At 43.4% G+C, this 20139-nt stretch carries 13 protein-coding genes; 8 read left to right on the top strand and 5 right to left on the bottom strand.

The window, feature by feature from the left end; genetic code table 11:
* Window positions 1-41 precede the first annotated feature (41 nt).
* The 4 genes from mepK to FE810_RS12670 form a co-directional block, all read right to left on the bottom strand.
* The gene (mepK, locus tag FE810_RS12685; protein WP_138320439.1) at window positions 42-602 is read right to left on the bottom strand and encodes a peptidoglycan L,D-endopeptidase MepK; all 561 of its coding nucleotides are present in this window, start codon (window positions 600-602) and stop codon (window positions 42-44) included.
* Window positions 603-986: 384 nt separating this feature from the next.
* Window positions 987-2102: an S-methyl thiohydantoin desulfurase family protein gene (locus FE810_RS12680; protein ID WP_246037053.1), complete on the bottom strand. Its 1116-nt coding sequence runs from the start codon at window positions 2100-2102 to the stop codon at window positions 987-989.
* Between the two features lie 156 nt (window positions 2103-2258).
* Window positions 2259-3560 (bottom strand): cytosine permease, encoded by a 1302-nt coding sequence (locus FE810_RS12675; RefSeq protein WP_138320438.1) that lies wholly within the window; start codon window positions 3558-3560, stop codon window positions 2259-2261.
* Between the two features lie 46 nt (window positions 3561-3606).
* Window positions 3607-5760 (bottom strand): TonB-dependent receptor, encoded by a 2154-nt coding sequence (locus tag FE810_RS12670; RefSeq protein WP_138320437.1) that lies wholly within the window; start codon window positions 5758-5760, stop codon window positions 3607-3609.
* Window positions 5761-5965: 205 nt separating this feature from the next.
* On the opposite strand from FE810_RS12670, the gene FE810_RS12665 reads away from it, so the two are divergent.
* Entirely contained in the window at window positions 5966-6484 is a 519-nt protein-coding gene (locus tag FE810_RS12665; protein ID WP_138320436.1) for an Lrp/AsnC family transcriptional regulator, read from the top strand.
* A gap of 152 nt (window positions 6485-6636) precedes the next feature.
* Here the strand turns inward: FE810_RS12665 and FE810_RS12660 are convergent, their stop codons facing one another.
* Window positions 6637-7275, bottom strand: a complete 639-nt coding sequence (locus FE810_RS12660; protein ID WP_246037052.1) for a GDSL-type esterase/lipase family protein — start codon at window positions 7273-7275, stop codon at window positions 6637-6639.
* Between the two features lie 212 nt (window positions 7276-7487).
* Here FE810_RS12660 and FE810_RS12655 point away from each other — a divergent pair, with 212 nt between their 5' ends.
* The 7 genes from FE810_RS12655 to FE810_RS12625 all read left to right on the top strand — a co-directional run bounded on the left by FE810_RS12655 (window position 7488) and on the right by FE810_RS12625 (window position 19565).
* Complete coding sequence (locus FE810_RS12655) at window positions 7488-10148, top strand: TonB-dependent receptor (RefSeq protein ID WP_138320435.1); 2661 nt, start codon at window positions 7488-7490, stop codon at window positions 10146-10148.
* Window positions 10149-10536: 388 nt separating this feature from the next.
* On the top strand, window positions 10537-13200 hold the full coding sequence (locus FE810_RS12650; RefSeq protein WP_246037051.1) for a TonB-dependent receptor: 2664 nt from the start codon (window positions 10537-10539) through the stop codon (window positions 13198-13200).
* A 304-nt stretch (window positions 13201-13504) separates the two neighbouring features.
* Window positions 13505-14404 (top strand): hypothetical protein, encoded by a 900-nt coding sequence (locus FE810_RS12645; protein ID WP_138320433.1) that lies wholly within the window; start codon window positions 13505-13507, stop codon window positions 14402-14404.
* A 554-nt stretch (window positions 14405-14958) separates the two neighbouring features.
* Window positions 14959-15879 carry an AraC family transcriptional regulator gene (locus tag FE810_RS12640; protein WP_171022355.1) on the top strand — a complete coding sequence of 307 codons (921 nt, stop codon included), beginning with the start codon at window positions 14959-14961 and terminating at the stop codon, window positions 15877-15879.
* Between the two features lie 128 nt (window positions 15880-16007).
* Entirely contained in the window at window positions 16008-16694 is a 687-nt protein-coding gene (locus tag FE810_RS12635) for a c-type cytochrome (RefSeq protein WP_171022354.1), read from the top strand.
* A gap of 14 nt (window positions 16695-16708) precedes the next feature.
* Window positions 16709-18055, top strand: a complete 1347-nt coding sequence (locus tag FE810_RS12630) for a cytochrome-c peroxidase (protein WP_246037050.1) — start codon at window positions 16709-16711, stop codon at window positions 18053-18055.
* The gene (locus FE810_RS12625) at window positions 18048-19565 is read left to right on the top strand and encodes a parallel beta-helix domain-containing protein (RefSeq protein WP_138320430.1); all 1518 of its coding nucleotides are present in this window, start codon (window positions 18048-18050) and stop codon (window positions 19563-19565) included. Before FE810_RS12630 ends, FE810_RS12625 begins: the two co-directional genes overlap by 8 nt.
* The last annotated feature ends 574 nt before the right edge of the window (window positions 19566-20139 follow it).

Here is a 20139-nt window from a genome sequence, read left to right as displayed (position 1 = left end):
TTGCAAAAACCCGACATGATAGTGAAAAGTTGTTCGTTAAATTACCAACTTCTTACCCGACCAGTATCAATATGAATAAATCCTGACTCTGGGTAATAGCCGACGCCACCTAATCTCAGGGCTTTTGCGGTATCTTTCAGTCGCGCTAAATCTTCGCCGGGAATGGCAAAGTCTAACGCCATGCCGCGCATATGATAGCTCTTTTTGGCAACGCCTGTGCTTTTGCCGGCGAGCATTGCATTGGTTTTCGGCGAGCGATAACCCGAAATAATGTGGATCTCTTTGTCTATGCCTAGCTTTTCACAAATGGCATGCATAAAGTCGAACAGTTTCGGATCAAGACTGGCGACTTCTTGTTGGCGGTGATCACGCAAATGATGGTCAAATGATTGTAATACTTGCTTGTTGTACTGGCCGCTTTGCCAAAATACTCCTTGAACGCGTTCTTGAGTGTGACGGTTATAAAATTTTAGTGCCTTACCATTACCCGCAAGGATGTTGGCGTAGGCTTTCGTGCTCATTAAAGGCGCTGAGGCACCAAGGATAGCAATACCCCCTAAGCTTTGGATGAATTTTCGACGATTTTTAGAAACAATGCTCATATAACCTCACTACTGGCGTTACTGAATAAAGAAAATACGGGTTTCAGTAAAAGTGTGGCAAGAGGTTAAGTTTTCTTTAAAAAAACATCAATAGGTCGATAATTAAACAATGCTTGGTATTGTTGGTTATTATCCTAATCGATTGTTTTGTATATATTTTAAGTGGTTTTTAATTCTTTACATCTTTGTAACAAGAGTGGTCAAAAAGTGAACCCTTTACATTTTGATGCAAAGAAATTACATTTTATTTACATTGTTGTGTGTCAGTTATCTAAGGTTAAATTGTAAACTTAGTTTAAATGGTTGAAAGAGTGGGTTGATACGAAATGGCAAGCACGCAGTTGCCAATAATACCGACCACTGTGCTAGGTGATCGGCAGATTTTTAACGCAACGGTTTTATCGCAGGTGCATATTGAATATCGAGTCCTGCATAGCTGGGACCAAATGCCTCAAGGCCACGAGGGGTCGTGAATTCCTTAGGCGCTGGCAGGATAATTATCGCAACTTGCATATTGTGATGAAAATTAGGATTTGTCACAGGTTCTTTGTTATCTAAATCAAGACAACAGATTAGATCCGGTATGGTCACGTCTACCTCGCCATTGCAATAACCAACCAGGTTTTCATTTTTCACCTGCAATTCATAGGTATTTCCTGCATGTTGATCAATACCCGAAATTACGACCTGACCTAATGTGAATCCATCTTCGGTGAAAAATTTAAAGTCTTTAACTACGCCTTTAAATGCAATATAACCTCCGCCATGGGACGCAACTTGAGCGGCGATATCCAAAGATTCCTGCTTGGCGATGCGAAATGCTTTGCCGATGGCTAACGCCTTGGAAATTGTTCCTTTAATAACGGCATCTTTGATTTTTGATACTGACATGGCGTGATCGATTGCCGCGATATCGTTGCGACTCACCATGGACAGTGCTCGCACGACATGCTCCGCTCGTTGATCATCGATGATGTTTTCCAATACGAAGCATTCGCCAAATTCATTGGCGGTGATGATAGGAGCTGCGTCAAGATCATTAAAGTAATAAGTGGAATGGGTAATTTCAGGTACTGCTCTGCCAGCCGGATCTGCATCAATAATGTAGCCATCAAACATTGCCGCCAGATAAAAAGAAATCGCGGTGTTAGAGCCACCAAGCTCACAGCAGATAGTGCCAAAATACTCATCGCCAGTGTATTTTTGCAGGCGTTTGAAAGCGGTCATTATTGCCGGTTCGGTGTTTTTGGGCAGGTGGTTATACTGCAATTCTTGTTCTGCAGCTAATGGGGTGAGCGCACCTAACATGTATGGAGTACATACCATTGCATCTTGTGGCGCGTCATCGATACTGACTAACTTAAACTCTTTTCCTGCGGCAAAAGCCCGATCTATGTAGTCGAATCCCTCTTCTAGCTCACCTCCGCCCCCGGTACCTAAAATAGCACAGCCATAGAGAATATCGGTGAGATCGAGACGGCTTAAATTTGTCACTTTCATGGGAATATCTGGTCCAAAATAATGCTACCTTCAGTGTTATATTCGATTGAATTCGTCTTCGTCGATTTTATCGTGTTCGGCGCAATATAGTATTTACACCTGTAGGCGATTTGCCGATGAATATTTTGAAATTAGCGAAGTTTTAAAAATTAATGACTAAACCTTACTAGCCTTAAAAACCTCTTCGGCTTTTATCAATACCATGTACGCCAGAGCCGCAATCAATAACGCATCAACCACTTCAAAGGTGGTTATTGTGAAATAATTTGAGTTTACGGATATGGCCATTGCTATCCCCAATAACCAAGCTGAAAGTGCTGCAAATGAAAATCTCGCGGTCTGGTCTAAATCGGAAATTGAGTACAGTTTTTTCGCACGAATGACAAAAAAATCGATGATGTAAATTGCGGCTACGGGTGTAAAAACAACAGATAATCCAAACAGAAAATCGGTAAAACGGTCAAGTAAGTTCATTGAAGCGACGATCGTGCCAATGACCCCCATCGCGATGATGATGGTTTTTTCTTGCCACTTGTTCACGATCGCATTGGTGCCAAGCGCTGCGCTGTACAAATTAACAACGTTGGTGATCCAGCTTGAAGCGATTAGCAAAAATAGCGCTGCAGAACCCAAGCCAAGCGTTAACATTACCGCTAATACATCATTACTGGCGGCTGCCAGACCGGCTATGGCAGATACGATATACACGAAGCTGCTAATGCCTAAAAATGGTAATACGGAAGCCGTGACTGCATCTTTATTTGTGCGGGCAAAACGGGTGAAATCTGGCATAAGAACGACACTAACAATAAAGCTGCCAACAACAATGGCAATCGCTTCAGATAAACTCATAGATGCCGCAACACCAGGGGCAATATTTTGCCAGTCGATAGTCATCAGACTTTGAAACAGTAGATATAACAGCAGGATAATAAATACAGGAACCAGCCAGTTGGATATCTTCTCAATCATTCTAAAGCCGAAAATGGTGGTGAAAGTTATTACCATACCGATAACAATTTCTAAGGCGATTATATCGGGCGTATAGGAAAATAGCTGCCAACTCAATTCGGATAGCGAAGCGCTGAATAAATCAAGATTGATGCCATACCAACCGAGTAGTGCCAGAACAAATAATGCACTAATAATATCCGCACCATTGCGGCCAAACACGAATTTCAATGTCATGCAGGATGTAAGGCGATTCTGACGACCGACAATCCCCGTAATAGCGCCGAGAATTGCGAGAAACAGACCGCCAATGAGAAAGGCAATAAGGCTGTCTTGGAACCCTATAGCATTCCCCACTTCGATACCGGTGATTAAACCTGGGACTGAAAATGCAAGGCTGCCATTAATCATGGCAATTTTAAAGCCATTGACTGTGTCAGACTTTTGCACCGGTTGGGTTGCATAATCATTATTCTCTAACTGAGAACTGTTACTAGGTTCGGGCATTATTGTTCCGAAAAATAAAGGCCCCTTGCAGGGGCCAAATTAACGATTAAAAACTGTATGTTACTTCTACGCCATAACTGCGGGGCTTGTTCGGCAAGCGCGCAAATTCTGTCACGCCATCGCCATAGAAAAAGTTGTCTTCAATAGTACGCTCATCGGTAAGATTTTTCGCATACAGTTGAATTGCCCACTGATCGGAAACCAGGCCAATATTGGCATTCAAAAACGTATTCGTTGAAGATTCAATTTCTGGTGCTTCAATGTCGAAATATCTTGGCCCAAGCATCTGCACATCTGCTCGTGAATTTAACGACCAGTTTTCACTGATCACAATACTGTGATTCAGTGACATCGCATAGTTAAAGTCCGACACCCAAACCTGTGAACGACCTTCTAATTCAGGTCGTCTGGAAAACGCTTTGATCTCTGAGTCTATCCAGCCACCACTTAATTGCAGGTCCAGATTATCGGTTAGGTTAAGTGCGAGTTCTAATTCTAAACCTTGGGTCATCACTTCATCAATCGCTAGATTTTCCAAGGTAAACGTATCGACGTTAAATTGAGTGATCTGCGCGTTTGTTTGATCGATCGCGAATAGGGCACCATTTAGGGTTGCCATGCCATCAAATAATGTCGATTTAAACCCTAGTTCATAGCTGTCCGATGTTTCTTTATCATAGACTCGGTCAATACCGGGTGCGGGTTCGTTAAAACCTCCGCTTCTAAACCCTTTTGAGTAGCCGGTATATATTAGTAAATCAGGGTTTAACTGATAAGCAAGAGTGGCTTTTGGTTGCCATTGGCTGAAATCTTTATTCGCAATCGTTTCGTCTTTGAAATTAGGATCAAAGGATTGACGGTCATCATAGTCATAACGAAGTGCACCGGTAAGCTCCAGTTTATCCGTGACATCGTAATTTACCTGACCTGCTATCGCCCAGGCCTCACTCGAGTTGATGTCGGCAATGGTTAGATAAATTAAGTCATTGCTAAAATCACTTCGTGCGAGTGGGACATCACCCAATAAATCATCAAAGAAATTGATGGTGTTATCACGCTCTTTATCTTGGTAGAAGCTTGAAACCGCCCAGCGCAGGTCGCCGTCTGTTAATGAGGTTAATCGTGCTTCGACCGTTACTGACTCTACGTCAAATAAACCTTCGGTCCCAAATGGCGCCCGTAAGATAAATCCGAATTCGTCTTCTTCATAGGTTGGATCCGCGGAGTAGTCACCATCGTAAAAGTGTTCGTTTTCTGAGCTGTGGTAAGCAGAAATTAGATCCAAAGTGGCAAACGTGAAATCATGGGACAGTTTAGCACTAAACTCTTTCACATCTCGGACATCGTTGTTGCGAATATTTTGTGAAGTCTCGATCGAGAAATCTTCGACAGAGTTTTCAGTGACTCCCTGATAATAAGCAAAGCCGGCGTCACTCGTAGTGAAACGACTTTTTAACGACACTGTGGTTGCATCGAATAATTCGAAATGCAGTTGACCAAAAATTGATTCTTCATCAAGGTAATCGGCTTCCTCGTCTAGGAAGGTATTATTGATCAAGCCATCAGTACTTTTGGAGTAGCCACCAATGCGAAAATAAGCGGTATCCTGCTCATTCAATGAACCAGATAACACCCCGTTTAATTCATAGGTGTTGCCATTGCCAATCGAGCCTTTTATGGTGCCTTCAAGGTCTTCGTAAGGTTGTTTTGTGGTGATTAGAATCGCACCACCAACCGCACCTCGACCATACAATGCGCCTTGCGCACCTCGCATGACTTCGATACGTTCAATATCAACCAAATCCTGGTTAATAAATTCAATATCTGAGGCGGTTACACCATCAACAACGAAGGCTAACGGTGGATCACCGACTTGCGGTGTGATTAATCCACGGATATTGATTCTTGCAAGACCCGGACGGAAATTATCCAAAGCGGTGAGATTAGGAGTTAGGTTGGCAACATCGCGGATATTAGTAATTCGCGCACTTTCAATATCGTCAGCGCTAAACGCCGTAACGGAATCGGGAACCGATTGAATGGTTTCTACACGACCACGGGCGGTCACCTCTATCGTTTCAATGTCATTATGGTCTTTAGCAGACTCCTGCTGTTGAGCATATACAGGCAATGAAAACGATAACGCAATTGCACTGGCCAGTATTGACGGCGCAAAATAACCACTAACTCTTTTATTCATAACTTCCACCTTTGGGGTATGATAACGGTATGTTTTTATTCTTGATGTCTATTGTCTACTTGATGGGCAAAATAATATTTTGTTATAGCCGGTTGAGTAATAGATAATTTTCTGAAATTGTAGTTCAGACACTATAAATAATTAGCTACCACCTCAAATGTTGTGTTGGTAGTCATAACGTTGCCTTTTCTAAGCCATGGTTCAAATGAAGAAAACGATAAAAATTGACAGTTATAACAAAAAGATATTAGCAACCTTGCATTTGCAGGCGGATTTAACCAACGTCGAGTTGGCGGCAAAGGTGAATCTGTCTCCCAGCGCCTGTTTTCAACGCGTTAAATCATTAAAAGAAGCGGGCTATTTTCGAACCTTCCATGCAGATGTCAATCTTGAGCAGATTTGTGAACATGTATTGGCTTACATTGAATTTACTCTGGCGGATAACAGTGCGCCGGTATGTCGAAAATTCGCTGCTGCGATTGATGAGATCCCCCAGATTATGGATTGTATGCGCATGAGTGGAGAAGTGGACTTTATTTCTTTGTGTTGCTTTTCAGACATTAAGGCGCTTAACGAAGCGTGCGACAGGTTGTCTGACAAATCTGAACTTTGCATTAAACGTATCAAGACTCGGATCGTGTTAGACCGGACTAAATTCTTTTTAGGCTACCCATTGGCACATTTGAAATGGTTTGATGAAAATACCCAAATGGACGATAGCTAACCGTCTTTGACTCATAAATATTGATAACTTATACGACCATAAAGGCAGATGAAAAGATCCATTGAACCGATTTTAATCGATATGCAAAATAATATTTTGCTCTATTGGGGTATCAATCGCAGGATCACCGAATTAGGGTAATCATTGCTGGATTACAGGGCGCCGTTATCTTGCAGTAGTTCATGGGCGCGAGCCGCGAGCTTGTAATAGCCTTTTTGGTTAAAGTGAACGCTGTCGGATTTAAATTGCGATGAACGCAGCATATCTGCGATCAATTCATCATCAAAAATTAACCCATGTTTGTTGGCTAAAACGTGATAAAAATCTGCGCTGTCAGAAAATAGACTCTTTTTCGGTACGCCAAACAGCACAACGTCAATGCCTCGATGTTTAGCAAGTTGAATCATCTGATCCAGGTTTTCCTGGGTTTGGCTTAGATCCAGATTTCGTAAAATATCATTGCCGCCTTCTATCAATATCATTAAATCGACCGGGTATTGGTCAAGCACCTCTGGTAGACGCGCAAGGCCATCTTTGCTGATTTCACCGGAAACTCCGGCATTGATCACGTCCAACCCAGTTAGCTGGCTTAACACTGTCGGGTAACTTTGCTCAATAGCTACGCCTTTGCCGGCGGTTAGGCTATCCCCAAACGCAAGAATGGTGGCATCACTGTCTAATGGCTTTAATTGTGGGCCACCGCAACCGTTGACCAGCAGCGCACAAAGGCACACGAACAGGACCGGGAAAACAGACATTTTTGTTGTTGCAGGGTTAATACTGACCATCATTTTACTGCTTCTATTTGTTAATGAATTAGTTGATTTGCGAGCAAAAATTAACAAATTTTTGGCAAGTTTTCAAAGAAGGTAACAAAAATATCTTTGTGTTAATACGTCGTTGTGATATCAATAATGTGTTGCAAGGGTTGCAACACACTAAAATTTAGCCTTCCAGAACCAGATAGTAACCGAAGATAACAATAACTTATTGGGGAAAAGAAGTGTCTCTTACATTCAATTCAGGGAAATCTGTCGGCAGATTTCGGAAAAAGCTTATTGCTCAGACCGTGGCTACGTCATTGGCTGCAGCAGCATTCACCTCGTTGGCCGCTGAACAATCAGAGCCGGAAGAAGACATTAGCGATGTCATCGTCGTTACCGCACAAAAACGTGTGCAAAATGTCATGAAAGTTCCGGTAACGGTTGATAGTGTTTCGGCGGATACGATTGAAGAATCCGGTTCAATTTTACTTCAGGATATTGATAAGTTTATTCCTGGGTTTGATTTTTCTGAAGGCACAATGACCCAGGCGGGCGTAACCATTCGCGGTATCTCTAGCCCCAATATCAGTGTCGGTTCCGATCCCTCATCAGCAACATTCTTTGATGATGTCTATATGCCTCGCGCTGCACAAAACGTATTGTTTTCCGACATGCAGCGTATTGAGGTGCTAAAAGGCCCACAAGGTACCCTATTTGGTAAAAATGCGGCGATGGGGGTTGTTAATATGATCCCGAATGCGCCACAGGAAGATTTTGAAGGGTTTGTGAAAGGCACATTTGGCACTGACAACCTGGTTCGTATTGAAGGGATGATCAATTTCGAATTGCTTGAAGATGTGTATTTTCGAGCAAACTTCTTAACCAATGAACAAGATGGTTTTGTCGACAACGTTGCCCGTCCCGAATGGAATGAAGGCACGAAAATCTGGGAGTTGGGTGCGGAAAATCATGATGCCGCAAGAGCTTCAGTGAAATGGCAGGTGAGCGAGGGGACGGATGTCACCTTTTCTTATGACTGGGATAACCTGGAGCAAGCACCGCCGATGGCCATTGGCTTGAGTGAATACGCTTGGGAAAACCCTAATGATGGCGTTCCTGGTAACATCGACCCGTTTGCGGATAAAGCGGAAAACGATGTGCGTCACGGTGTCGAAGGTCGTGATATGACCGCTTATACTCTGAAAATCAACCATGATTTTGACCAGTATTGGTCAATGAAGTTTGTCACCAGCTATCGTGAATGGGAAACCGTCAACCGTCAGGATGAAGACGGGACTGCAAATATCACCCGCTATCTCGATACCTCAAATAATGAAGATTCAAGCATTTTCTACAATGAGCTGCAAATCAACTACGTTGGCGACAAGTTAAGTTATGTAGGTGGTGTGACTTATTCTAAAGAAGATGTCTGGCAGGAATCTGAAATCAATGTCACCACAGATACTGTTGCTCGCTTGGTCACCGGAGACTTAAATGCCCAGGTGAAGCAAGTCGTTGGCGGCGAAGTTCTGTCTGGATTGCAGCAAGCGGGTTTGATTGATATGGCAATGGGTGATGTTGACACTGCTGCCGCAATTTATGCCTGTACATTGCAAGGACTTGATGCTTCCAATTGTATTGGTCAGGTTAGCTTTGCGGATGTCGTTGATCAAGCCTATGCCGATTCCGGTTTAGAAATGGACCATCTTTGGAATGCTGATGAATGGTCAAATGTGTTGTCTGCATTTGGTATGGATGCAAGTCCGGAGTTTGTTGCTGCGACCGGTGATTTAACCTATGACCTGGCGGCGCAGATGTTCGGCTCGCCATTGATTTTTGGTCCGAGTTTTTCAGGGATGTTCTGGTCTGAAAATTTTGTCAATACCGGGGATTTTACCAGTTACGGCATTTATTCTGATTTCGATTACCAGTTTACCGATAAATGGAATGCGTTTTTTGGTCTTCGTTATACCCGGGATGATAAAGAATTTACCTGGGAAATTACCGAGACTCAGTTTACCGAAGAGCGTCCTGGTGTGACCAATATATTATTCCCGGCGGTGCCACAGTTTGGCGCGGAAGAATCCTGGAATGAGTTGACCGGTCGTATTGGTACCGGTTATCAAATCAATGATGACCATATGGTGTTCGCATCCTATGCAACAGGCTATAAAGCCGGTGGTTACGATTCGTTGAATATTTCCAGTGCCACCCAACCGTTTGAACCGGAAGAAGTGAAAAACCTGGAAATTGGTTACAAAGGGGTCTTAGCCGAGAGTTTACGTACAACATTGGCTTTCTATCACACGATACTCGATGGTCGTCAACGCAGTGTCGAATCCAAGCCTCCGGGTCAAAATCAGGCATTGCCAACGGTTGTCAACGAAGACTTGGTGCTTAATGGTGTTGAAGTGACGCTGGAATGGGAAATCATCGACGGTATGACCTTTGGTGCGGTGACCGATTACCGTGAAACGGATCAAGAATCCGAAGCGTTCTACAACGCGGTAGGGGAGCTGATTGAAGCGATGACGATATCCGGTGAGTCCAGTGTTAATTACACCTTGACCTATGACTGGATGATGGACATTGGCCTTGGCGATACACGTTTGCATATCGATTATGTGTTTGCGGAAAACACCCGAGTCTTTGAAGTGGGTCAGCCAGCGTTTGTTGAAGATATTCCTAACTACTATGATGACCGTCAGGACTTAAACGCCCGTATTTCCTGGGCGAGCGAGAATGAAAACTGGGAGCTTGCCATTTGGGGTAAGAACCTGTTGGATAATCGTTACGTTGAAGGCAGCTTGGGTGGTCGTACTGCGGGCGTACTTGGTACGCCTTATGTGACCATAAACCGTGGTCTTGAAGCGGGTGTCGAAGTTAAATACGGCTTCTAAGCAACATCGATAGTCCCTTGCAAGGCGGAGCGTGTACGATTGCACTCTCCGCTTTTTTTTGCCTGAAGTGAACGCATCATTAGTAGATCAATTAACATTCAATTGAATTTCAATTTTCGCTCAATAAATGCTCCGTTAATGCTCAGTTGACGCGATTCAAATAATGGCTTTGCCGACTGTTTTTTGAACGAAATGCGTAGGATTTGATAGGTAGTCAACAAATAGCCACCGCAACACCCAACAATTCCTTTTGGTTTTTTCCCTGATGTGGTATCAATACATCAGCTGCAAGGGGTGCAGCCCACTAAAATTAAGCCTTCGTGAACCTATTAACGCTTCTGCGATACCACGGAAGTGCACCAAAGATAAAAACAATTGGGGAAATGAAGTGTCCGTAACACATAATACAGGGAAATCTTGCGCGAGATTTCGAAAAAAACTTATTGCTCAGACCGTGGCTACGTCACTGGCTGTGGCATCCTTTGGCGCGTTTGCGGCCGAGGAAAGCGCAACCGAAGAAGACATTAGCGATGTAATCGTCGTGACCGCGCAAAAGCGCGTGCAAAATGTGATGAAAGTCCCAGTCACCGTAGACAGTGTTTCTTCCGATACCATCGAAGAATCTGGCTCTATCTTGCTAAAAGATATCGACAAATTCATTCCCGGCTTTGACTTCTCTGAAGGCAGTATGACCCAATCGGGTGTGACCATCCGTGGTATTTCCAGCCCCAACATCAGTGTCGGCCAGGATCCGTCGTCTGCAACATTCTTTGATGATGTCTATATGCCTCGCGCCGCACAGAACGTATTGTTTTCCGACATGCAGCGTATTGAGGTGCTAAAAGGCCCACAGGGTACCCTATTTGGTAAAAATGCGGCGATGGGGGTTGTTAATATGATCCCGAACGCACCGCAGGAAGATTTTGAAGGATTTGTTAAAGGCACCTTTGGTACCGATAACCTGGTTCGTATTGAAGGTATGATTAACTTTGAGTTGATTGAAGATGTTTACCTTCGTGCCAATTTCTTAACCAACGAACAAGATGGCTTTATTGAAAACGTCGCTCGTCCTGAATGGAATGAAGATTCTAAAATTTGGGACTTAGGCGCCGAAAATCATGATGCCGCACGCGTTGCTATCAAATGGCAGGTAAGCGATCGTACCGATTTGAACTTTTCCTTTGATTGGGATGATTTGGATCAGGCACCACCGATGGCCATTGGTTTAAGCCCATATGCCTACGACGAAAACCCTGGCGACGGTGTGTCGGGTAACTACAATCCATTCCCGGATAAAGTTGAAAACGATTTACGCAATGGTCAGGAAGGTCGCGATATGACTGCCTATACCATGAAGCTGAATCATGAGTTTGACGAATATTGGTCGATGAAGTTTGTGACCAGTTACCGTGAGTGGGAAACCGTTAACCGAGGTGAAGAAGATGGTACCGGAGAGATAACTCGCTACCTGCACACCTCGAATAATGAAGATTCCAATATTTTCTATAATGAATTGCAGTTCAACTACGTTGGTGAAAAGCTGAGCTACGTGGGTGGCTTTACCTATTCCAAAGAAGACGTATGGCAGGAATCTGAAATCAATGTGACTACAGATACTGTTGCTCGCTTGGTCACCGGTGATTTAAATGCCCAGGTGAAGCAAGTGGTTGGCGGCGAAGTTTTATCTGGATTAAAACAAGCGGGTTTGATTGATATGGCGATGGGCGATGTCGACACCGCCGCGGCGATTTATGCCTGTACTTTGCAAGGACTTGATCCTTCCAATTGTATCGGACAGGTCAGCTTTGCTGATGTCGTTGATCAAGCCTATGCCGACTCCGGTTTAGAAATGGACCATTTGTGGAATGCCGGTGAATGGTCAAATGTCTTGTCTGCATTTGGTATGGATGCAAGTCCGGAGTTTGTTGCTGCAACGGGTGATTTAACCTATGACCTGGCGGCGCAGATGTTCGGCTCGCCTTTGATTTTTGGCCCCAGCTTTTCAGGCATGTTCTGGTCTGAAAACTTCGTCAATACGGGTGAATTCACCAGTTACGGTGTGTATTCCGATTTTGATTATCAATTCACAGATAAGTGGAATGCGTTTTTTGGTCTTCGCTATACTCGCGATGATAAAAAATTCACCTGGGAAATTACCGAAACCGAATTTACCGAAGAGCGTCCTGGTGTGACCAACATTTTATTCCCGGCGCTGCCACAAATCAGTGCACAAGACTCCTGGAATGAGTTAACCGGCCGTATCGGTACCGGTTATCAAATCAATGATGATCACATGGTATTTGCATCGTATGCGACAGGCTATAAAGCCGGTGGTTATGATTCTTTAAATATCTCCAGTCAGGCACAACCTTTTGAGCCGGAAGAAGTAAAGAACCTTGAAATTGGTTATAAAGGTGTACTCTCTGACAGTTTACGTACCACGTTAGCGTTTTATCACACGGTTCTTGATGGCCGTCAACGCAGTGTTGAGTCTAAGCCTCCGGGCCAGAATCAGGCCCTGCCAACGGTTGTCAATGAAGACCTGGTGCTCAATGGCGTTGAAATCACCTTAGCCTGGGAAATCGTTGATGGTATGACGTTCGGTGCGGTGACCGATTATCGTGAAACGGATCAAGAATCCGAAGCGTTCTACAATGCGGTAGGTGACCTGATTGATGCGATGACCATTTCCGGTGAATCCAGTGTCAATTACACCTTGACCTATGACTGGATGATGGACATTGGTTTAGGGGATACCCGTTTACATCTTGATTATGTATTCGCAGAAAACACCCGAGTCTTTGAAGTGGGTCAACCAGCGTTTGTTGAAGATATTCCAAATTACTTCGATGATCGTAAGGACTTAAACGCGCGTATTTCCTGGGCGAGCGAAGATGAAGACTGGGAACTTGCGATTTGGGGTAAGAACCTGTTGGATAACCGCTATGTTGAAGGTAGCTTAGGTGGCCGTACCGCCGATGTATTAGGTACGCCATACGTTACTGTAAACCGTGGTTTAGAAGCGGGTGTTGAAGTGAAATACGGCTTCTAATTTTCCACATCTTTATATGCGAAAAAGGCAGGTGATAGTTCACCTGCCTTTTTGTTTCCAGTCTTAAATTGAATGTTCATTGGGCAAAAAAGGTCTTTCGAATCATTTAGGTCATCACTTTTCGTTTGGCTTTTTAGGCCTTGCAATCGCGACTTACTGCCAAATAGTTGTAACTTTTCGGTATTGTCTATTGCCGCTCTTATTTATCGGTTTTTCAGCAAAAATCAACAGCTTAATTGATTTACCAATACCTTTAAATACTTTATGTTAGTTCTGTACCTTATGATAAAAACAGGTAGTGATTATGAAAGACAGGTTAATTTTACGCGTGCTGATGTTGGTATGTGTCTTAGTTTCTAGCTCAGCGAAGAGTCATTCAACGGATGATCTCATAATGATGGGATATTCAAGCGAGCCTCTGGCTGAACCCGTATTTGATTACACTTACACTATGGTGGATTCGGCAACTTTTAATAACTGGCTAAATGCTAATTATAAGAATCTTGATCAGAAATCCATGAAAGGACCTCGTGAATATTTATATTATTTAATTTCCTCTTACATATCAGATCTTCATTCAAAAACCGGAAAAATACTACCCGATGAACCGGATCTCGTGTTGGAATCGCTATTTGCTTGGAGTGAGAAATTAGGGGTCTATGGTGCTAACCAGTTCTATAACAAGGTAAAACGCAGATCAGCACCGCCAATAGCTCCATTGGTTTTACCTCCAGAAGGTATTCGTATCACTACGATGCATGACATGTATCGTATTGAAGCAGAACATGGAAATTGGACATTATTATTTCCATACTACTTTATGATTGGTGAGATTAAACAGTTTGTAGCCAAGGATGGAACTCCTGTGCAGCTGCTGATTATTTCAACTGGAGCAAGCAAAGATAAGTCAGAACCAGGTCGGTCACAAGCGACTTTAATGTTTGTGTATTCGCCACCAGGAAGCGAAAAAAAGTTTAAGAAATTTTGGACGGAACAGTTTGCGGCTAAAGAAAATCAGCCCAGACAATTAGGTGAATCTTCGAGTCTATATGTATATCAAGAAGATGCACTAATGCACAAGGAGCTGTATTTTCAGTCCACGCCCTCGGGCAACTATTTAACGGCCTACCTAGGCGTTGACGGAACATACCAACACAATCGCCAACATTTTCTCGATTTTGTAAAAAAAATAAATGTTAAGTAGCAGAAAAAGGATTAGATATGGTTATTTCAAACAAACATACCTAATCCTATTTTCTTACTTAAATCAAAACCAAAGCCAAAAAATGGCTCGATTTTGCTTTTTGGGCACCCATCCGTAGGTTCACTAAAATTAACCTTCTAGAACAAATATTCTAATTATGGTCAGATATTAACCAAGGTTAAGTCAGGGTCTAAAATCCCAAATAAATCCTTTGTTGTCAATAAGATCCGACCAGTTAAATTAGAGTGATTAATCTAATCTTGCAGTTTTTTTAGACAAACATTCTGAAAAACAAACGTTTTTTTGATTCGCTAAAAATTAACCGATTGCAAACACTCTAAATCACCGGCAATTGGCTAGTAAAAGCGGTATTGCGGTGTTAATCTCTGCCATATTCAAACAACGTCCCGGTTATTTTCAAATAAATGAGTTCATTGAACCTGTTTTTGAGTCATTTTGCCTTCGCTCAGTTTACGCTTGTACTGTTGATATTATTTCCAAGAGCGAAACAGTCATTACAAATACGTTTGTACTGTATTTTGATGGCCACCGTAATGTTGTACCTTGTGCCACAAATGTTCGGATCTTTGCCGCTATACAGTCCTGTTTGGATCCTGGTATTTATCGCCTCAAATATATTGCCCGGGGTGTTTTTTCTGGTCGGGCTTAGCGTATTTAGTGATCATATCGAAATTAAACCCTGGCAATACCTGCTGGCGCTTACCCCCGTCACACTTGCTTCACTCGCACAAATTGTACTGGCGTTGAATAACCCAGCCAGTACGGGCGTGGAAACACTGGCATTGGTTTTCAAAATTGCGGTGATGTTGCTGGAATTGGCGTTGATATTGTATGCCTTGTTTGTTGCGTTGAAATACTGGCGCAATGATTTGGTTGAAGAACGGCGATTTATCCGCGGCTCTGTGATCAGCTTTTGCTCGGCCTATATTTTTCTGGTGATATTTGTTGAGCAATTATTGGATGTACAGGCTTCCTGGTTACTGACCGGTAAGTTGGGATTGCTGGCGTTACTTGCTACTGGGTTAAATGTATTGTTAATGCAGATAAAACCAAACTCCATGTTTGAACCGCCCCAGCAGGTTCGTGAAAAAACGCCATCCCATGAACCGCAGTTACTACAACTTGAGCAAGCTATGCGTGGTGAAAAGTTGTACCAACAAGAAGGCCTTACTATTGCCAAACTTGCGGGGCATTTAGGCTTAGGTGAACAAAAACTGCGGGCATTAATTAATGGGGTTTTAGGCTATCGAAATTTTAATGATTATCTGAATTATTTCCGTATCGATGAAGTCAGCAAGCAGCTATTGCGTAGCGAAAATTCAGCCACTCCAATTCTGACTCTGGCGATGGACAGTGGCTTTCGTTCGCTAAGTTCATTTAATAAAGCGTTTAAAGACACCCATGGTATTACCCCCAGTCAATATCGCAAGAATCACGGCATAACCTATAAATAATGCGGGTTTGTAAAGATTCCGTCAGAGTTTTTCAGGAATCCGCAAGCATTTAAATTGTCAATTTGTATAGTTAAGCTGTAGCTTTACAGATCCAGAAGGTGACTTTCGTGATACACAAAATGATAAAAATGATTTCCTCTAAAATTGCTTTGGGATTTGTCGCTCTAATTTTAACGTCGGCATTTGCATCGGCATTTGCAAGAGCAGATTCACAAAATACTGGTGCACAAAGTGGTGACCCAGAAAATGGCCAGAAACTCTATCAAACCTGTGTCGCTTGTCATGGTGATAACGGGCAGGGCAATGATGCGTTGCAGGCACCCGCACTCGCTGGGCAGTACGATTGGTATTTGGCTCAGCAACTGGATAATTACAACACGGGTAAACGAGGTACTGACGCTGCCGACACCGCTGGTGCGCAAATGCTGCCAATGGCGAAACAGGTTGCAGATGAACATGCAAAAGCCGATGTCTTAGCATTTATCGCAACATTGGATGCTAAGAACGCAGCAACCGCAGATATAGCGGCTGAATCTAGCGCTGAAACGTTACGTGATGGCTCGCGCCAATACAATGCTCAGTGCAGCGCTTGTCATGGATCTAATGGCAAAGGCAATGTTGCACTTAAATCGCCAAATTTGACCTTGCTATCGAGTGACTACCTCACTCGACAACTACAAAACTATAAAGCCGGAATTCGCGGTTATCATCAGGATGATAAATATGGCAAGCAAATGCGAATGATGGCAAATATGATTTCCAACGACAAGAACCTGCAGGACATTGTCGCCTTTATCCAGACCTTGGATAAATAGTCGAAATGAAATTTATGATTGCAGTAAAATCTAAATTTCAAAATGTATTGAGTCCGTTGATTACTGTTGTCGGCGGTCTGACATTGGCGATGCTCTTTGCCTCGTTCTCCGATGCCAGGGCCAGTGATAAATCGGATTTTTCACTGAAGCAACATTGCCCTCCAAGCTTTGAGAAAAATGCGAAGGGGCATTGTATGTTGCGCACCATGTACGAGTTTTATGACTCAGTACAAAACCGTGGTGTTGGCGGCACACAAACATCTTTACCGGATCATCGCGACGGATTTACTCCAGCGCAGATTGATTTGGGGCGCTTTTTATTCTTTGATCCACTTTTGTCAAAAGACGGCTCGCTTTCCTGTGCCAGTTGCCATCAACCGGATAAAGGCTTTAGCGACGATTTAGACCGTAGCGTCGGGATCACTGGCGAAAAAGTTACCCGTAGTGCACCTACATTGTGGAACGTTGCATTTTTAGATAAGTTTTTCTGGGATGGGCGTGCCGATACGTTAGAAGAGCAGGCAGTCGGCCCGTTATTCGACCCGAAAGAAATGGGCAATAACCCACAGCAGTTGTTGGCATCGTTGCGCGAGAATTCGGTCTACCCAGGCATGTTTAAGCAGGCATTTCCACAAAGTCATCAAATTGAAATCGCACAAATCGCCACGGCATTAACCGCGTTTCAAACGTCACTTATTTCATTAAATTCCCGTTACGATCAATACGCTCATGGCTTTCATGATGCCTTAAATGAAAATGAAATTAAGGGCCTGAATATTTTCCGCTCGTTTGTTGCCCGTTGTGCGGAATGTCATCAACCGCCACTGTTCACCAATAGTCAAATTGCCGTAATCGGTACACCAGAGCCTGAAGGGTTACCATTTGATCCAGGCGCGCAAGTGCCTTTTAATGATAAGCGAATGCGTGGTGGATTTAAGGTGCCTACACTAAGAAATATTGCAAAAACAGCACCATACATGCATTCTGGTGGTATGGGTAGCTTAAAAGAAGCGGCTGAGTTTTATACCAAAGGTCGTGGCCATGCGATTCCCGAGCGGGAAGAGTTATTGATTCATTGGCATATTTGGGAGCCGAATCTGACAGATGAAGAGCTGGATCGCATTGTCGACTTCTTACATACCTTAAGCGATGAAAGTCTCGCCCCGCAAATACCCGAAGTGTTGCCATCGGGTTTGCCAGCGGTTGATGCAAAATTCGCCGCCAGAAAACAGCGACAAAAGAATTTATCAGGGGATAAACCGATGCCTTTATCTAGCAAGAATAATAAGCAAATGGCGTCATCCATTAACAATCAACAACAAGATAACGTAAAGGAAGTAAGCGGAGATATTTATGAGTAAAGGAAAGATTATTTTATCAGCAGTACTGGTTGCTGCTGCCTTTGCCGGAGGCACTTACTACGGCGGTAAGAACAGCGCGCCAGTGATCACCTCAAGTACTGGCGGGGCGAGCTTTACCGGTGGCTATGATAAGTCACAAGATATCCAGGCGCAGGCAGGAACCACAGATGTCGTTGACCTAAAAGCCTCAGGAAAAGTGATTGTCGTTAACGAAGGTGAGTTGATTATGGATGCGGTGAAAGCCGCACAACCGGGTGATACCATTCAACTCATGCCGGGCACCTACCATGAAACTGTTTATGTCGATAAAGAAAGTATCTCGATTGTTGGCGTGATCAAAGAAGGCAACCGGGCCACATTAGATGGTAAGGGCGTACTTAACGATGCGATTTTGTATTCCGGTAATAATTTCAGTGTAGAAAACCTGAAAATTACCCGTTACAAGGGCAATGGTATTATGGGGCAAGCGGGTAACAACTTTGTTATTCGTAATAATGTCATCGTCGATACTGGTGTGTACGGAATTTTCCCACAACTTGGTAAAAACGGCATCGTTGAGCACAATGTGATCTCTGGTATCGAAGATGCGGCGATTTATGTTGGCATGAGTGACAATATCCAGGTTGCATACAATGACGTATTTGAATCGGTGGCTGGAATTGAGATTGAAAACTCACGTCACGCGATTGTTGAGAATAACTATGTTCACAACAACACCGGCGGTATTCTGGCGTTTATCACCCCGGGCCTTCCAATTAAAACCACTTATGATGTAATTATCCGCAACAACTTCGTGGTGGACAACAACCACGAAAACTTCGCAATTCCAGGCTCTATGGTTGCAATGATCCCGCCGGGTTCTGGTATCGTCGTATGGGCTGGTGATGATGTCATTATTGAAGGTAATATCATTACCAATAACAAAACTGCCGGTATCTTGATTTCTGACCATGTCTCATTTGGTAATGCGACGGGTGATCCAGACTCAGAGCCGAATCCAGATCGCACCATGATCCTCGATAACGTGATGATGAAAAATGGTTATGACACCATTGATGAAGTAAAAGCGTTAATGCTTACCGAGTTCAAACAGGGTGACGCGGATATCGTCAAAGTTGGCGGTGGTGTCGATTCTTGTATTATTAACCGTCATCGCTATATCACCGTCGGTGTTGATGATTGGAAAGAGTGTGACTTTACCAACACTGATAATATCGACACGTACCTGCTAGACAAGCCAGTACCACCGCGTGATATCGATGCTTCAGAGCGTGGTAAAATCGCTTACCTTGGGATCTGTACCGGTTGTCATACCTATTCCGGTCGTATGATTGGTCCACCAGTGCAAATTATTCAGGCATTGTATATGGATAACCCGGAAGGATTGGCTGAATGGATTGCTAACCCAACCAAAAAACGTGACGATTACCCGGAAATGCCACCGCAAAACTACCTGGACGAAGAAACCCGTCTGGCCGTGGCAAAATACATGTTGTCGGCGAAAAACTAATTCAGTTAACCATGTCCGTTAACATAACTTGATTGTACAAAAGCCAGGTCAATGACCTGGCTTTTTTATAAGTCCGATAAACAATCCCACAGCTTTATTCCCATAAATATAAACGAGACACCCACCGCTATTGGTATTAGTTATCAAGTTTCTTATTGAGATGTCTTATTAAGACACCCATCGTTAGCAGCGAACAATTAGACTTATTAAGACACCCAACGTTCGTCGCAATTATTATCAAATGACTTATCAAGACACCCATCATTAGAAGTGAGTAATTAACCAGTGATTTAACAAGACACCCATGATAGTCGAAGCTAAGTTTTGAAGAGGTTTTGCTTTTTTTTATCGCGATAAATAGGAGGAGGATGTCATTATTCTATTCGTTGAAATCAATGTTTAGCGCAGAGCATGTGTGACGTGTAGAACGAATTGTTATGCCTGTATATATAAAGTTTGATCACCCATTGTTCGCTATCACATTGCGGTGCTTCCGTATCAACATGCGTTAAGAAAATGCGCTGAAAAGCAAAGGTAAACGGTATAGGTGCAAAGCTGATTTGTATCATATAGA

The sequence above is a fragment of the Thalassotalea litorea genome, from assembly GCF_005843925.1.
In the GTDB taxonomy this organism is placed as follows: domain Bacteria; phylum Pseudomonadota; class Gammaproteobacteria; order Enterobacterales; family Alteromonadaceae; genus Thalassotalea_A; species Thalassotalea_A litorea_A.
The sequence above is the reverse complement of the archived record's forward strand: the minus strand, read 5'-3'. Positions and strand labels throughout refer to the sequence as shown.

Excerpts from the sequence above, each read along its gene's own strand:
- mepK (WP_138320439.1), bottom strand. The coding sequence starts at position 602 with ATGAGCATTGTTTCTAAAAATCGTCGAAAATTCATCCAAAGCTTAGGG.
- FE810_RS12680 (WP_246037053.1), bottom strand. The coding sequence starts at position 2,102 with ATGAAAGTGACAAATTTAAGCCGTCTCGATCTCACCGATATTCTCTAT.
- FE810_RS12675 (WP_138320438.1), bottom strand. The coding sequence starts at position 3,560 with ATGCCCGAACCTAGTAACAGTTCTCAGTTAGAGAATAATGATTATGCA.
- FE810_RS12670 (WP_138320437.1), bottom strand. The coding sequence starts at position 5,760 with ATGAATAAAAGAGTTAGTGGTTATTTTGCGCCGTCAATACTGGCCAGT.
- FE810_RS12665 (WP_138320436.1), top strand. The coding sequence starts at position 5,966 with ATGAAGAAAACGATAAAAATTGACAGTTATAACAAAAAGATATTAGCA.
- FE810_RS12660 (WP_246037052.1), bottom strand. The coding sequence starts at position 7,275 with ATGATGGTCAGTATTAACCCTGCAACAACAAAAATGTCTGTTTTCCCG.
- FE810_RS12645 (WP_138320433.1), top strand. The coding sequence starts at position 13,505 with ATGAAAGACAGGTTAATTTTACGCGTGCTGATGTTGGTATGTGTCTTA.
- FE810_RS12640 (WP_171022355.1), top strand. The coding sequence starts at position 14,959 with ATGTTGTACCTTGTGCCACAAATGTTCGGATCTTTGCCGCTATACAGT.
- FE810_RS12635 (WP_171022354.1), top strand. The coding sequence starts at position 16,008 with ATGATTTCCTCTAAAATTGCTTTGGGATTTGTCGCTCTAATTTTAACG.
- FE810_RS12630 (WP_246037050.1), top strand. The coding sequence starts at position 16,709 with ATGATTGCAGTAAAATCTAAATTTCAAAATGTATTGAGTCCGTTGATT.
- FE810_RS12625 (WP_138320430.1), top strand. The coding sequence starts at position 18,048 with ATGAGTAAAGGAAAGATTATTTTATCAGCAGTACTGGTTGCTGCTGCC.